Origin of the sequence: Pseudomonas sp. PICF141 (assembly GCF_002286815.1) — a bacterium.
Lineage (GTDB): Bacteria > Pseudomonadota > Gammaproteobacteria > Pseudomonadales > Pseudomonadaceae > Aquipseudomonas.
Map to the genome: position 1 here is coordinate 1 of NZ_MUNM01000019.1, position 13218 is coordinate 13218.

Sequence of the window (13218 nt, forward strand, 5' to 3'; positions counted from 1 at the left end):
CTTGTGTCAGACGCGAGTACTGATCCACGACACCAGCAACGCCATCCCGAGGCAGGCGAAACCGAAGCGGTAGAAGAACCGGTTCATGCGCAGGGTTGCCCAATCCAGCGTTGGCTCTACGTTGGGACGACGTTGGCGCTGCGCCTCGATACTGGCCAGGGCGCGCTGTTCGCGGCGACGGGTGGCGTGCAGCAACCAGCCGCCCGGGAAGGCGAATAATAAGGCCAGCAAATTGATCAATTTGGCGGGATGAGCAGTAAGAAGCGAAATCAATTGCAGCGACATCACAAACCTCAAGGCAAACCGGTGTAGCAGACGCCGGACCGACGACCACGGCGCGGATTCTACCGAAACCGCCCCAACCTGCCCCCCGCTTTCCGACAAATAACGAAACCATTTAGCCGATGACTGTCCTGTGTCACGGCACCGTCATCTGAATCCGTCACGCTACCGTCCCTCGAAACTGACACGGATTGCGTCATGCTCCACGCCGAAAACCAGGACCGCCTCTACCTCATTGCCCAAAGCGACGAACAACAAACCTTAGTCGGCAGCCTTGCCTTCAACGTACAGGACCGGCATTGGCTGGTGTATTGCGCGCTGGGCGGGCATCAACATGCAGACTTGCCGGAGACGGATTTGCTGACGGGGGTGAGTGTTCTGGATTTTTATTCGCAGGCGGCTTGAGCGTCGCGCCCTGTGGGAGCGAGGCTTGCCCGCGAAGGCTTTCTTACATTCAACATGGATGTAGCCTGATACACACCGCCATCGCGAGCAGGCTCGCTCCCACAATTGAATCGTGTGCATCTGCGAGGGATTGGTTGGCTGTCAGGCCGCTTTCGCGGGCAAGCCTCGCTCCTACAGGAGGGTGAATCGCGGGCAAGCCTGCTTCCACAATGAATCTTCGGGCACAAAAAAACCCGGCGCCATCACTGACACCGGGTTCTTTAAACAAGCCGCAATTCGTTACTCGGCAAGCACCTGACCAATCGTCGGGTCCCTGAACAAGCGGGTCAACGCATCACTCAACACATCACTGACCAGTTTGGTATTGGTTTCCTGATTCGGCGCCATGCCGAAACGCTGATCGAGCGACGCACCGTAGCGACCGCTGTAACGGCGGTTGGCATTCTGGACGTCCGAACGGAACGTCGCGCCAATCGTTGCTTCAGTCACATACAAACCTTCCTTGGGCGACTGATACTTCAGCTCGGCCAGGGTCACGGTCAATTGCGGTGCATTCAGCGCATTGGCCGTCGGGGTAAAGCCCAGCAAGCGCACGGCCGCTTCAGCCTGCGCCTGCAGCTTCGGCAGAATCTGCGCGCCCTGCACGGTGATCGCGCTGGTTTCCGGGTACAGGCCACCACGCGTTCCCAAGGTTGGCGACGGACGACCGTCCACCACACGCACCACCACCGGCTGACCACGGCCGACCGGTGCCAGCTGAGCTGTCAGCTTGGGTTCCGGGTTCAGTTGTTGCGGGCTGTGGGCGCAGCCGACGAGGGTCAAACTGGTCACAGTGATCAAACCGAACAACAGGCGTTGCAACATGCTCTTCTCTCCAGAATCAGGCACAAACAGGCCCGCAGTATAGCGGTGCGCCACTGCGGCGAACTAGCTTCGCACAACGATTACTGAAATCTCTGACAAACCCGGCCCGGCACGGTTCCTGTCACACACCTGTCACCGGCCTTACACATGGACGTCATGGCTCACTGGCACGCTTTACAGCAGTCACCCACAAGGTACTTTGCCATGCGTTTTCTTGTCTCTCTGTTCGCGCCACGCCCACTGCATCGCTGCTTTGCCCTGCTCGACCGCGATGGCCACTGCCAGGCGTTCAAGCAGTGCAGCCTCCAGCCCATGGGCGATGGCTGGGTCGAAATCGAAGAAATCCGCCTCAACTGGCTGCACCATCCCCTGCCCGCCAGTGCCCGTGTCTGCCAGCGCCAGCCACGTGCACGGGCACAACAACTGTTGACCACCTGACCGGACGCCTAATAAAAGTCATTAAACACGACCATTTCCCTGCGTTTCTTCGTTACAATCTCCCCCCGATTATAAGGACGTCTCCTGATCGGGCCTCGCAGCATCGTCAATGCCTCGGTATTGACACCCCCGCACCGCCCACAGAGAGCCGCCCACACAGATCGAGTGAAGCTGGCGCGCTTGCTGTTCCTTTAGCAAAACACCACTTTTCGCGAATCTGCAGAGCTGTCATTACGCTCGGTCACTGAGCTGTTTGCCCGTTTTGCCTGTCATGTATCCCATGGCGGCAATCCATCCGGGCACGGTGCCAGGCTGGGACAGCCCTTTTTGAGGTTCACGTCTTCAAAAGAGCGTGAAAAAAACGGGTTTTCACAACTTCACAAGAGTGTGGCGAGCAAATGAATAGTTTTGCGTCTGAACATGCACCATTAGCGTCTACAACAGCCCAACGACACAGGACCGAGTATTCCTCGAGCACCGGGGCCTGAAGCCTGTCCGCTACGGATTTGGTTGCACAAACGGATGTCTCGACCATAAGTCGAATTGCCAGCCGCGTGCCGAAATGAGTTCATGTGACTCTTGAAGCCAGGCCGCATGCATCCGTCGAAGTTGCGAAAAATTGCGAAGATTCGGACATGGCGATCCTGGCCATGGGTACCTGGGGCATCACTGACATTGCCCCGGAACGCCTGGCAGCTATGCCGACAATTTGGTGCTGCAGATTTTGGAGACGCGTTAAATGGCGCATAACGAAGCAGTCGACGTAGTACTGGTTGGGGCCGGCATCATGAGTGCCACCCTTGCGGTACTGCTCAAAGAGCTCGACCCCGCGATCAAGCTGGAAGTGGTCGAGCTGATGGATTCCGGTGCCGCGGAGAGTTCCAATCCGTGGAACAACGCCGGTACCGGTCACGCCGGGCTGTGTGAGCTGAACTACACGCCGCAGGCCGCCGACGGCACCGTCGACATCAAGAAAGCCGTGCATATCAACACCCAGTTCGAGGTGTCGAAGCAGTTCTGGTCCTACCTGACCAAGAAAGGCACATTCGGCTCGTGCAAGTCGTTCATCAGCCCCGTGCCGCACCTGAGCTTCGTGCAGGGCGACGACGGCGTTTCCTTCCTCAAGGAACGTTTCAAGACGCTGATCAAACACCATGCCTTCTCGGACATGGAATACACCGAAGACAAGGCCAAAATGGCCGAGTGGATGCCGTTGATGATGCCGGGCCGCGCGCCCGACGAAGTCCTCGCCGCCACCCGCGTGATGAACGGTACCGACGTCAACTTCGGCGCCCTGACCAATCAATTGCTCCAGCACCTGACCAGCGCGCCCGATGCCCAGGTCAAGTACTGCAAGCGTGTCACCGACCTGAAGCGCAATAACGGCGGCTGGACTGTCAGCATCAAGGACGTCAATACCGGCAACACCCGTGACGTCGACGCCAAATTCGTCTTCCTCGGCGCTGGCGGTGCGGCGCTGCCACTGCTGCAAGCTTCGGGCATCGAAGAAAGCAAAGGCTTCGGCGGCTTCCCGATCAGCGGCCAATGGCTGCGTTGCGACAACCCGGAAGTGGTCAAGCAGCACCAGGCCAAGGTCTACAGCCAGGCCGCCGTCGGTTCTCCGCCGATGTCCGTGCCGCACCTGGACACCCGAGTAGTCGATGGCAAGAAGTCTCTGCTGTTCGGACCTTATGCCGGTTTCACCACCAAGTTCCTCAAGCACGGCTCGTTCATGGACCTGCCAATGTCGGTCCGACTCGGCAACATTGGTCCGATGCTGGCCGTGGCCAAAAACAACATGGACCTGACCAAATACCTGGTCAGCGAAGTCATGCAGTCGATGGAACAGCGTCTGGAATCGCTGCGTCGTTTCTATCCATTGGCAAAAGCCGAAGACTGGCGCCTGGAAGTGGCCGGCCAACGGGTGCAGATCATCAAGAAAGACCCGAAGAAAGGCGGCGTTCTGCAGTTCGGTACCGAACTGGTCGCAGCCAAGGACGGTTCGCTTGCGGCCCTGCTCGGTGCGTCACCAGGCGCCTCGGTGACTGTTTCGATCATGCTTGAGCTGATCGAAAAATGCTTCCCGAACAAAGCCTCTGGTGAATGGGCCGCCAAGCTGGCGGAAATCTTCCCGGCTCGGGAAAAGGTGCTGGAAACCGATGCTGCGTTGTATCGCAAGATCAATGCGCAGAACAACATCGCGCTGGAACTGGTTGAAGAAAGCAGCGAAACCCCAAGCTACGCTTGATTCAGCCCCATAAAAAACGCCCCGTCCTCCCTGAGAGCGGGGCGTTTTTTTGTGCCGCTGAAAAGATCGCAGCCTCGCTTCGCTCGACAGCTCCTACATTGGATCGCATCCACCTGTAGGAGCTGTCGAGTGAAACGAGGCTGCGATCTTTTGATCCTGATCTTTTGATCTTAACTGCGAGCCTTGTTGATCAGCTCGATGTATTCGGCCGCATTGCGCTGATCCTGAATCAGGGCAACGAAGTCATTGCCGTGCTCATCCTTGCCGTCCAGATCGTAGCCGGCTTCGACAAAGAACGTCAGAAAACGCTCGAAGTCATCGATACGCAGGCCGCGGTACGCCTTGATCAATTTGTGCAGCGATGGCGAAGTGGCGTCGACCGGCTCGAAATCGAGGAACAGTTTGATCTGCGCATCGCCGATCTCGTCACCAATCACTTGCTTCTTATCTTTACGCATTGCCGACTCCAGCTCGCAGACATTTCACAGGGCGGGCAGTTTACCCCTGCCTTGATGCCGGGCTCAACGCGGACGAATGCTGCCCGTGTGCAGATCGGCCCAGACATGGCCGTTGGCATAGCTGAGGAACTGGCAATACACCGTGTCATTGCGCAACAAATCGATCACCACCCGGTATTGGGCAAGCGGGTAATAGAGGGTCAAGGTTTTGCTTTTTTCGTCATAGATCGGCTTTTTCAGGCTTTTGCTTTCGCCATCGAAGTTGACCAGCACCTGGCTGATGGTCGCGCCCTTGTTCAAGGATTTGCCCTTGAGGCGGATCAGTAATGGCGAGGTGACCGGGATCGGCTGTTGGTTGGACTGGCGCTGACTGCCAATCACCACCGAATATTCGCTGACCTGCAGCAGTTGTTGCTGCTCGGGTTGCCCATCGCGCAGGGTCAGATCATCCGGCGGCAGGAATTGTGCGTGCAGAGGGGCTGCAACAGCGGTGAATGCCAAGCTCAACGCCAGCAGGCAACTGCCACTCAATCGAATCAAAAAGCGCATGACGGACTCCATATCATGTAGCCGCGCACTCTAGCATGAGGATCGACCACACCAATAAACGACCTGGATCAATACTCTCAAGCATCCGGTTGGGCATACTTCCAGAGCCCTCAGCCATGTTTCGGCGCAGTATCAATGATTTTGCGGAGTGCCCATGTCGTTTTCCTTACCGCCCTTGTTCGCCGCCTGGCGCCAGACCTGGCGTGCCGGCTACAGCCTGAAAAGCCTGCGCGGCGATATCAGCGCCGGTGTAACCGTAGGAATCATTGCCATTCCGTTGGCCATGGCCTTGGCAATTGCCGTCGGTGTACCACCTCAGCAAGGCTTGTACACCGTACTGATCGCCGCACCACTGATTGCCTTGACCGGCGGTTCACGGTTTAACGTGAGTGGGCCGACGGCTGCCTTCGTGGTGATTCTGCTGCCCATCACCCAGCAATACGGCTTGGGCGGTTTATTGCTCTGCACCATGCTCGCCGGACTGATCCTGATTGCGTTGGGGCTGATTCGGGCCGGACGGCTGATTCAATACATCCCCTATCCGGTGACCCTGGGTTTTACCGCCGGAATCGGCATTGTCATCGCTACCCTGCAATTGAAAGACTTGCTGGGTTTGAGCATTGAAGGGCGTCCGGAACATTACATCGAACAACTGCTTGGCCTGATCCAGGCGTTGCCCAGCGCACAGTGGGGTGACGCACTGGTCGGCGTCGTTTGCCTGGCGGTATTGATCCTCTGGCCACGGCTGTTACCCAGAATTCCCGGGCATCTGGTGGCCTTGGCAATAGGCGCCATCCTGGGTCTATTGCTCGAGCGCGTCGGCCTGCCGGTGGCAACGCTGGGCGAGCGCTTCAGCTATGTGATCGACGGCGTCAGCCATCCCGGTATTCCACCGTTTCTGCCAGGCTTCGATTGGCCGTGGAACCTGCCGGCAGCCAATGGCCAACCTGTGCAACTGTCCTACGACCTGATCCGGCAATTGATGGCTCCGGCATTTGCCATTGCGATGCTCGGTGCCATTGAATCGCTGCTGTGTGCGGTGGTGGCCGATGGCATGACCGGCAGCAAGCATGACCCCAATGCCGAACTGTTGGGCCAGGGCCTGGGCAATTTGATCGCTCCGTTGTTCGGGGGCATCACCGCCACCGCCGCGATTGCCCGTAGCGCCACCAACGTGCGGACCGGGGCCTTTTCCCCGCTGGCAGCGATTATTCACAGTGCCGTGGTGCTGGTGGCGATCCTGAGTCTGGCCCCGGTATTCAGCTATTTGCCCATGGCAGCACTGGCAGCCCTGTTGGTGATGGTGGCGTGGAACATGAGCGAGGCCCGGCACGTCGTGCACACCTTGCGCATCGCACCGCGCAGCGATGTGCTGGTCTTGCTGACCTGCCTGAGCCTGACGGTGTTGTTTGACATGGTGCTGGCCGTCGCCGTCGGCCTGCTGCTGGCCGCCGGGTTGTTCATCAAACGCATGAGCGACCTCACGGACACCGCCGAGCTGCCTCGCGAGTTCCATCAAGCCTTACAGGATATGCCGGACCATGTTCGCTGCTATGCGATACGCGGGCCGCTGTTTTTCGGTGCGGCGGAAAAAGCCTTGGGCGTACTGCGCAAATTCAGCCCGCAGGTCAAAGTGGTGATCGTCGAAATGAGTGCCGTGCCCATGCTGGACATGACAGCGCTGGCTGCCTTCGACAATATCCTCAGGGATTACCGCACCGACGGCATCGGCCTGATTCTGGTTGGCACCACTCCACGAGTGCGCCTGAAATTCAGGCGCGCGGGCATCCATCGGGAACAGCGCCAGTTGGCCTACGTGAACAATCTGGAGCAGGCTCGACGCAAAAGCGAACATTGGCTCGCCGGGCAGGATTGAACGCGCAGGTCGAGCGAACTGCGCACGCCACAGGTATGAGGCCTTGCATTCAGGCTACAACGTGCCTGGTGGCAAATCGCGCCCCCAGACACATCAGGTTTACAGGCCTTTAACAGCAAAAATCCCGTTGGCGTTACGCCAGTAACCTTTGTAGTCCATGCCGTAACCGAAGATATAACGGTCGATGCACGGCAGGCCGACGAAATCGGCTTTCAGGTCCGGGCGAGCCTTGCGGTCGTGATCCTTGTCGATCAGCACGGCAGTGTGCACGGCGCGGGCGCCGGCGTGTTTGCAGAAGTCGATGATCGCGCCCAGGGTATGACCTTCGTCGAGGATGTCGTCGATGATCAGCACGTCACGGTCGATGAACGAGACTTCCGGCTTGGCTTTCCAGAACAGCTCACCGCCGCTGGTTTCATTGCGATAACGGGTAGCGTGCAGATAGGACGCTTCCAGCGGGAAGTTCAGGTACGTGAGCAGCTTGCCGGAGAAAATCAGCCCGCCGTTCATTACGCAGAACACCACCGGATTGCGTTCCGCCAGCTGATCATTGATTTGTGCACCGACGCGGGCGATGGCCGCCTCGACTTCAGCTTCGGTGTACAGGCAGTCAGCCTCTCGCATGATTTGACGGATATGCTCGAGATCAGCGGACATGGCGCTCTCCAGTGGGATTTGAGGGGGAGGGACGGTTCAGGAAAAGCGGGCAAAGGTACGCATCAAGCGAGGCCAGATCAAGCGTTTGTGGACTAACGTTCTGTATGTCTATAGGACAACACCCTCGGATAGATTAATCTAGACCGGTTTTTTTGCCCGCCGCCGGAGCCTTTCCCATGCCCATCCTCGAGATCCGCCATCCGCTGATCCGTCATAAACTCGGCCTTATGCGCCGCGCTGACATCAGCACGAAGAATTTCCGTGAGCTCGCTCAGGAAGTCGGCGCCCTGCTGACCTATGAAGCCACCAAAGACTTGCCGCTGGAAAGCTACGACATCGAAGGCTGGTGCGGCACGGTGTCGGTCGAGAAAATCGCCGGCAAGAAGATTACCGTGGTACCGATCCTGCGCGCCGGTATCGGCATGCTCGAAGGCGTGCTGAGCCTGATTCCGGGCGCCAAAGTCAGCGCCGTGGGCGTGGCCCGCAACGAGGAAACCCTCGAAGCCCACACCTACCTTGAGAAACTGGTGCCGGAAATCGACGAGCGGCTGGCGATGATCATCGACCCGATGCTCGCCACCGGTGGCTCGATGGTCGCCACGATCGACCTGCTGAAAAAGGCCGGTTGCAAGGACATCCGCGCGATGATCCTGGTGGCGGCCCCTGAAGGCATCGCCGCCGTGGAGAAGGCTCACCCGGATGTGACCATTTACACCGCCTCCATCGACGAGAAACTGAACGAACACGGTTACATCATCCCTGGCCTGGGCGATGCCGGTGACAAGATCTTCGGCACCAAGCAGAAGGACGCTTGAGCATGCAGCAAGCGTTCAACGATCCGCTCTGGCGCACGGTGCTGTCTGGCGCGCAGATGCTGTTCGTGGCCTTCGGCGCCCTGGTGTTGATGCCGTTGATTACTGGTCTGGACCCCAACGTGGCGCTGTTCACCGCAGGTCTGGGGACGATTCTGTTCCAGGTCGTCACCGGGCGTCAGGTGCCGGTGTTTCTCGCTTCGAGCTTCGCCTTCATCACGCCGATCATTCTCGCCAAGGGCCAGTTCGGCCTGGCGGCGACCATGGGCGGTGTGATGGCGGCGGGTTTCGTCTACACCTTCCTCGGCCTTGCCGTGAAGATCAAAGGCACCGGGTTCATCGACCGCCTGCTGCCACCGGTGGTGATTGGCCCGGTGATCATTTCCATCGGCCTGGCCATGGCGCCGATCGCCGCCAACATGGCGATGGGCAAGGCCGGCGACGGTACCGAGCTGATTGCTTACCAGACGGCGATGTTGATCTCGATGCCGGCACTGCTGACCACGCTGATTGTCGCGGTGTTCGGCAAAGGTATTTTTCGCCTGGTGCCAATCATCTCCGGTGTGTTGGTGGGTTTTGCCATGGCGTTCTTTTTCGGCGTGGTCGACACCGCGAAGATTGCGGCTGCACCGTGGTTTGCGATTCCACAGTTCACGGCACCGGAATTCAACTGGCAGGCGATTCTGTTCATCGTTCCGGTAGCCCTGGCGCCAGCGATCGAGCACATCGGTGGCGTGATCGCGGTCGGTAGCGTGACCGGTCGCGATTACCTGAAGAATCCCGGCCTGCACCGCACCCTGCTCGGTGACGGCATTGCCACCACCGCGGCCGGTCTGTTTGGCGGCCCGCCCAATACCACCTACGCCGAAGTGACTGGCGCGGTGATGCTGACCAAAAACTACAACCCGAAAATCATGACCTGGGCGGCGATCTTTGCCATCAGCCTGGCCTTCATCGGCAAGTTCGGCGCCCTGCTGCAAAGCATTCCGGTGCCGGTGATGGGCGGGATTCTCTGCCTGTTGTTCGGTTCGATTGCTGCGGTGGGGATGAACACAATGATTCGCCACAAGATCGACCTGGGCGAAGCACGCAATCTGGTGATTGTCTCGGTGACGCTGGTGTTCGGGATTGGCGGTGTGCTGATCGGCACCGGTACTGGCCCGGACGATTTCGGTCTCAAAGGCATCGCGCTGTGTGCGGTGGTGGCGATTGCGCTGAACCTGTTGCTGCCGGGCCATGACAGCTGGAAGCACAAGAAGGCGCAAGAGCCGCTGTTGTAAGCCAGCCTTAAGAATGCCTTCGCGGGCAAGCCTCGCTCCTACAGGATGTGTGTCGACTCTTAAAACGACGCAATCCTGTAGGAGCGAGGCTTGCTCGCGATGCTTTTAAAGCGCCAACGGCGCCCGCTCACACAAGGCGTTCAACGCCTTGGCCCATTGCGGGTCATCATTGAGGCACGGCACCAGCACCAACTCCTCCCCTCCCGCTTCGCGGAATTGCTCCTTCCCGCGATCACCGATCTCTTCCAGGGTTTCGATGCAATCGGCAACGAACGCCGGGCACATCACCAGAACTTTTTTCACGCCGCTTTTGGCCAACTCGTCAAGGCGCGCTTCGGTATAGGGTTCGATCCACTTGGCTCGCCCCAGACGCGACTGGAACGACACCGACCACTTGCCATCCGGCAAACCCAGACGCCGGGCAAATTCGGAAGCGGTGCGCAGGCATTGGGCACGGTAGCAGGTGGCTAATACTTCCGGCGAAGCGTTCTGACAGCAATTTTCGCTCTGGAAGCAATGATGTCCGGTGGGGTCGATTTTGGTCAGGTGCCGTTCCGGCAAGCCATGGAAGCTCAGCAGCAGGTGATCGTAGTCCTGCTGCAAATAAGGCTCGGCACTGGCCACCAACGCATCGAGATATTCCGGCTGATCGTAGAACGGCTGGAGAATCGAGAACTGCACGTCGAGTTTTTTCTCCCGCACCACCCGCTTGGCTTCTTCGATCACCGTGGTCACGGTGCTGTCGGCGAACTGCGGATAGAGCGGCGCCAGGGTGATTTTTTTGTGGCCCTGAGCCGCCAGACGAACCAGCATCGATTCAATGGATGGCTCGCCATAGCGCATCGCCAGCTCTACCGGCCCGTGAGTCCACTGCGCGGTCATGGCCCGTTGCAGACGACGGCTGAGTACCACCAGTGGCGAGCCGTCCGCCCACCAGATCGACGCATAAGCGTGGGCCGATTGCTCGGGGCGTTTGATCAGGATCAACGACACCAGCAAACGCCGCACCGGCCATGACAGGTCGATCACGTACGGGTCCATCAGAAATTGATTGAGGTAGCTGCGCACATCCGCCACCGAGGTAGAAGCGGGTGAACCCAGATTGACCAGAAGCAACGCGTGATCGGTCATGCAACGTCCTATTGTTTAAGGCGGCTGGACAGATCGTCCAACGCCGCGCGCAAATCGGTGAACTGGAAAGTGAAGCCCGCTTCCAGCAAGCGAGCCGGCATGGCCTTCTGGCCACCCAGCAGCAACAATGACAACTCGCCCAGGCCCACCTTCAACACCAGAGTCGGCATCGGCATGAACGCCGGACGATGCAACACGCTGCCCAACGTTTGGGCGAATTCGCGATTGCGCACCGGCTTGGGCGCGCAGGCATTATATGGACCGCTGGCCTCATTGCGGTGCAGAAGAAAATCGATCAGGGCGATTTGATCCTTGATATGAATCCACGACATCCACTGCCGACCACTGCCCAGAGGCCCGCCCAGTCCCAGTTTGAACGGCAACAGCAGCCGCGACAAAAAGCCGCCCTCGGCGGACAGCACCAACCCGGTACGAATGAGGATCACGCGAATGCCCAAGGCTTCGGCGCGCTGTGCGGTTTCCTCCCAGGCAACGCACAACTGGCTGGCGAAATCATCAATGACCGGTGGCGATTCTTCGGTCAACTCCCGCTCACCACCGTCGCCGTACCAACCGATCGCGGAACCAGAAATCAATACCTGCGGTTTCTGCTCGCGACTTTCGAGCCAGGCCAGTAAAGTTTCAGTCAGGGTGATTCGGCTGCTCCACAACAACGCCTTGCGTTTGTGCGTCCAGAGCCGATCGGCAATCGGTGCCCCCGCAAGGTTGATAATGGCATCCACCGGCTCTTGACCCACGTCCTCAAGCCGTGCGATTCCACGTACTTGAGCGCCACAGACTTGAGCGACTTTGGCAGGCGTGCGACTCCACACCGTCAGGTGATGCCCCTGACTCAACCAGTGTCGGCAGAGTTGACGTCCTATCAAACCAGTACCGCCGGTCAGCAATATGTGCATGACTTCTTCCTCGCGTGGCGTTTTACCCGGATCACTAGTCTATTTTTATAAGCAGGGATCTTTTGAATCGGACAGGCTCTGTGCTTAACAATAGGCCAAGCTGCCAGAACGAGAACGCTAAAAGTTATACCAAAAAACAATATTGTACAGGTTTGAACCACGGCGTAGTCTGTACAGACAGGTAAACGAGGCCCCTATGACTGTACCTATCGCAATCATCGGCACCGGCATCGCCGGACTCTCAGCCGCCCAGGCCCTGACGGAGGCCGGGCATGTCGTTCAGCTTTTCGATAAGAGCCGCGGCAGTGGCGGACGCATGTCGAGCAAGCGCAGCGATGCGGGTGCTCTGGACTTGGGTGCGCAATATTTCACTGCTCGCGATCGCCGCTTCGTCACCGAAGTCCAGCGCTGGCAAACCAACGGCTGGGTCGCCGTATGGACGCCGCAGCTCTATACCTTTCACGGCGGCCAGCTCAGACCTTCGCCAGACGAACAGACACGCTGGGTGGGCACGCCACGCATGAGCGCGATCACACGCGGCCTGCTGGGCAAACTGGATGTGCAGTTCGCTTGCCGCATCACCGAGGTCTATCGCGGTGAAGAACACTGGCATCTGCAAGACGCCGACGGCTTTACTCACGGCCCGTTCAGCCATGTCGTCATTGCCACACCAGCCCCTCAGGCAACCGCGTTGCTGGCCACCGCACCGAAACTCGCCGGTGCCGCCGCCGGGGTGAAAATGGAACCCACCTGGGCTGTCGCCCTGGCGTTTGACACCCCACTGGAAACCTCCATCGAAGGTTGCTTCGTGCAGGACAGCCCACTGGACTGGCTCGCGCGCAACCGCAGCAAACCGGGACGCGACACCACCCTTGATACTTGGGTGCTGCATGCCACCAGTGCCTGGAGCCGGCAACATATCGACCTGCCCAAGGATGCCGTGATCGAGCAATTGCACGGTGCCTTCGCCGAATTGCTGAACGACGCCATGCCTGCTCCCACCTTCAGCCTCGCTCACCGCTGGCTGTACGCCCGGCCTGCCAGCAGCCATGAATGGGGGGCGTTGGCCGATGCCAATCTGGGCTTGTATGTATGCGGTGACTGGTGCCTGTCCGGCCGTGTCGAAGGTGCCTGGCTCAGTGGTCAGGAAGCAGCTCGCCGGCTGCACGAACACCTGCAATGACTTGAATCGCTGCTGTCGACGTGGGCAGCAGCCTCACAAAAAAACTTATACAAAAACTTTGACTTGTACACCTTTGAATCTATGATGAAGTCATGTTGTACAGATCCAATAATCTGTA

General features: G+C 58.8%; 14 protein-coding genes. 7 read left to right on the plus strand and 7 right to left on the minus strand.

What is annotated here, in order from left to right; translation table 11 throughout:
* Positions 1 to 6 precede the first annotated feature (6 nt).
* Positions 7 to 285, minus strand: a complete 279-nt coding sequence (locus tag BZL43_RS01950) for a hypothetical protein (RefSeq protein WP_095630741.1) — start codon at positions 283 to 285, stop codon at positions 7 to 9.
* 195 nt (positions 286 to 480) lie between these two features.
* Between BZL43_RS01950 and BZL43_RS01955 the strand changes: the two genes are divergently transcribed.
* Positions 481 to 687 carry a hypothetical protein gene (locus BZL43_RS01955; protein ID WP_018929592.1) on the plus strand — a complete coding sequence of 69 codons (207 nt, stop codon included), beginning with the start codon at positions 481 to 483 and terminating at the stop codon, positions 685 to 687.
* 279 nt (positions 688 to 966) lie between these two features.
* Here the strand turns inward: BZL43_RS01955 and BZL43_RS01960 are convergent, their stop codons facing one another.
* Entirely contained in the window at positions 967 to 1551 is a 585-nt protein-coding gene (locus BZL43_RS01960; RefSeq protein ID WP_095630742.1) for a YajG family lipoprotein, read from the minus strand.
* A gap of 204 nt (positions 1552 to 1755) precedes the next feature.
* On the opposite strand from BZL43_RS01960, the gene BZL43_RS01965 reads away from it, so the two are divergent.
* Both BZL43_RS01965 and mqo read left to right on the plus strand, forming a co-directional pair.
* Entirely contained in the window at positions 1756 to 1989 is a 234-nt protein-coding gene (locus BZL43_RS01965) for a hypothetical protein (RefSeq protein ID WP_095630743.1), read from the plus strand.
* Between the two features lie 739 nt (positions 1990 to 2728).
* Positions 2729 to 4237, plus strand: coding sequence for a malate dehydrogenase (quinone) (gene mqo / locus BZL43_RS01970; RefSeq protein ID WP_095630744.1), 1509 nt, complete (start codon positions 2729 to 2731; stop codon positions 4235 to 4237).
* Positions 4238 to 4407: 170 nt separating this feature from the next.
* On the opposite strand, the gene BZL43_RS01975 is transcribed toward mqo, so the two are convergent.
* Both BZL43_RS01975 and BZL43_RS01980 read right to left on the minus strand, forming a co-directional pair.
* Positions 4408 to 4695, minus strand: a complete 288-nt coding sequence (locus BZL43_RS01975) for a PA4642 family protein (RefSeq protein ID WP_095630745.1) — start codon at positions 4693 to 4695, stop codon at positions 4408 to 4410.
* Between the two features lie 63 nt (positions 4696 to 4758).
* Positions 4759 to 5244 (minus strand): hypothetical protein, encoded by a 486-nt coding sequence (locus BZL43_RS01980; protein WP_095630746.1) that lies wholly within the window; start codon positions 5242 to 5244, stop codon positions 4759 to 4761.
* Positions 5245 to 5398: 154 nt separating this feature from the next.
* Here BZL43_RS01980 and dauA point away from each other — a divergent pair, with 154 nt between their 5' ends.
* The gene (dauA, locus tag BZL43_RS01985; RefSeq protein ID WP_095630747.1) at positions 5399 to 7120 is read left to right on the plus strand and encodes a C4-dicarboxylic acid transporter DauA; all 1722 of its coding nucleotides are present in this window, start codon (positions 5399 to 5401) and stop codon (positions 7118 to 7120) included.
* 99 nt (positions 7121 to 7219) lie between these two features.
* On the opposite strand, the gene BZL43_RS01990 is transcribed toward dauA, so the two are convergent.
* Positions 7220 to 7777 (minus strand): hypoxanthine-guanine phosphoribosyltransferase, encoded by a 558-nt coding sequence (locus BZL43_RS01990; RefSeq protein ID WP_095630748.1) that lies wholly within the window; start codon positions 7775 to 7777, stop codon positions 7220 to 7222.
* Between the two features lie 176 nt (positions 7778 to 7953).
* On the opposite strand from BZL43_RS01990, the gene upp reads away from it, so the two are divergent.
* Together upp and BZL43_RS02000 are read left to right on the plus strand one after the other, a co-directional pair.
* Positions 7954 to 8592 carry a uracil phosphoribosyltransferase gene (gene upp, locus BZL43_RS01995; protein ID WP_095630749.1) on the plus strand — a complete coding sequence of 213 codons (639 nt, stop codon included), beginning with the start codon at positions 7954 to 7956 and terminating at the stop codon, positions 8590 to 8592.
* Between the two features lie 2 nt (positions 8593 to 8594).
* Positions 8595 to 9869: a uracil-xanthine permease family protein gene (locus BZL43_RS02000; protein WP_095630750.1), complete on the plus strand. Its 1275-nt coding sequence runs from the start codon at positions 8595 to 8597 to the stop codon at positions 9867 to 9869.
* Positions 9870 to 9974: 105 nt separating this feature from the next.
* Here BZL43_RS02000 and hemH read toward each other — a convergent pair whose 3' ends face one another.
* Both hemH and BZL43_RS02010 read right to left on the minus strand, forming a co-directional pair.
* Entirely contained in the window at positions 9975 to 11000 is a 1026-nt protein-coding gene (gene hemH / locus BZL43_RS02005; protein WP_095630751.1) for a ferrochelatase, read from the minus strand.
* Between the two features lie 8 nt (positions 11001 to 11008).
* Positions 11009 to 11917, minus strand: coding sequence for a TIGR01777 family oxidoreductase (locus BZL43_RS02010; RefSeq protein WP_095630752.1), 909 nt, complete (start codon positions 11915 to 11917; stop codon positions 11009 to 11011).
* 196 nt (positions 11918 to 12113) lie between these two features.
* On the opposite strand from BZL43_RS02010, the gene BZL43_RS02015 reads away from it, so the two are divergent.
* Complete coding sequence (locus BZL43_RS02015) at positions 12114 to 13100, plus strand: NAD(P)/FAD-dependent oxidoreductase (protein ID WP_095630753.1); 987 nt, start codon at positions 12114 to 12116, stop codon at positions 13098 to 13100.
* The last annotated feature ends 118 nt before the right edge of the window (positions 13101 to 13218 follow it).

Coding starts and splice junctions, on each gene's coding strand:
- mqo (WP_095630744.1), top strand. CDS start 2,729: ATGGCGCATAACGAAGCAGTCGACGTAGTACTGGTTGGGGCCGGCATC.
- BZL43_RS01965 (WP_095630743.1), top strand. CDS start 1,756: ATGCGTTTTCTTGTCTCTCTGTTCGCGCCACGCCCACTGCATCGCTGC.
- hemH (WP_095630751.1), bottom strand. CDS start 11,000: ATGACCGATCACGCGTTGCTTCTGGTCAATCTGGGTTCACCCGCTTCT.
- upp (WP_095630749.1), top strand. CDS start 7,954: ATGCCCATCCTCGAGATCCGCCATCCGCTGATCCGTCATAAACTCGGC.
- BZL43_RS01975 (WP_095630745.1), bottom strand. CDS start 4,695: ATGCGTAAAGATAAGAAGCAAGTGATTGGTGACGAGATCGGCGATGCG.
- dauA (WP_095630747.1), top strand. CDS start 5,399: ATGTCGTTTTCCTTACCGCCCTTGTTCGCCGCCTGGCGCCAGACCTGG.
- BZL43_RS01990 (WP_095630748.1), bottom strand. CDS start 7,777: ATGTCCGCTGATCTCGAGCATATCCGTCAAATCATGCGAGAGGCTGAC.
- BZL43_RS02000 (WP_095630750.1), top strand. CDS start 8,595: ATGCAGCAAGCGTTCAACGATCCGCTCTGGCGCACGGTGCTGTCTGGC.
- BZL43_RS01950 (WP_095630741.1), bottom strand. CDS start 285: ATGTCGCTGCAATTGATTTCGCTTCTTACTGCTCATCCCGCCAAATTG.
- BZL43_RS02015 (WP_095630753.1), top strand. CDS start 12,114: ATGACTGTACCTATCGCAATCATCGGCACCGGCATCGCCGGACTCTCA.
- BZL43_RS01955 (WP_018929592.1), top strand. CDS start 481: ATGCTCCACGCCGAAAACCAGGACCGCCTCTACCTCATTGCCCAAAGC.
- BZL43_RS01960 (WP_095630742.1), bottom strand. CDS start 1,551: ATGTTGCAACGCCTGTTGTTCGGTTTGATCACTGTGACCAGTTTGACC.
- BZL43_RS01980 (WP_095630746.1), bottom strand. CDS start 5,244: ATGCGCTTTTTGATTCGATTGAGTGGCAGTTGCCTGCTGGCGTTGAGC.
- BZL43_RS02010 (WP_095630752.1), bottom strand. CDS start 11,917: ATGCACATATTGCTGACCGGCGGTACTGGTTTGATAGGACGTCAACTC.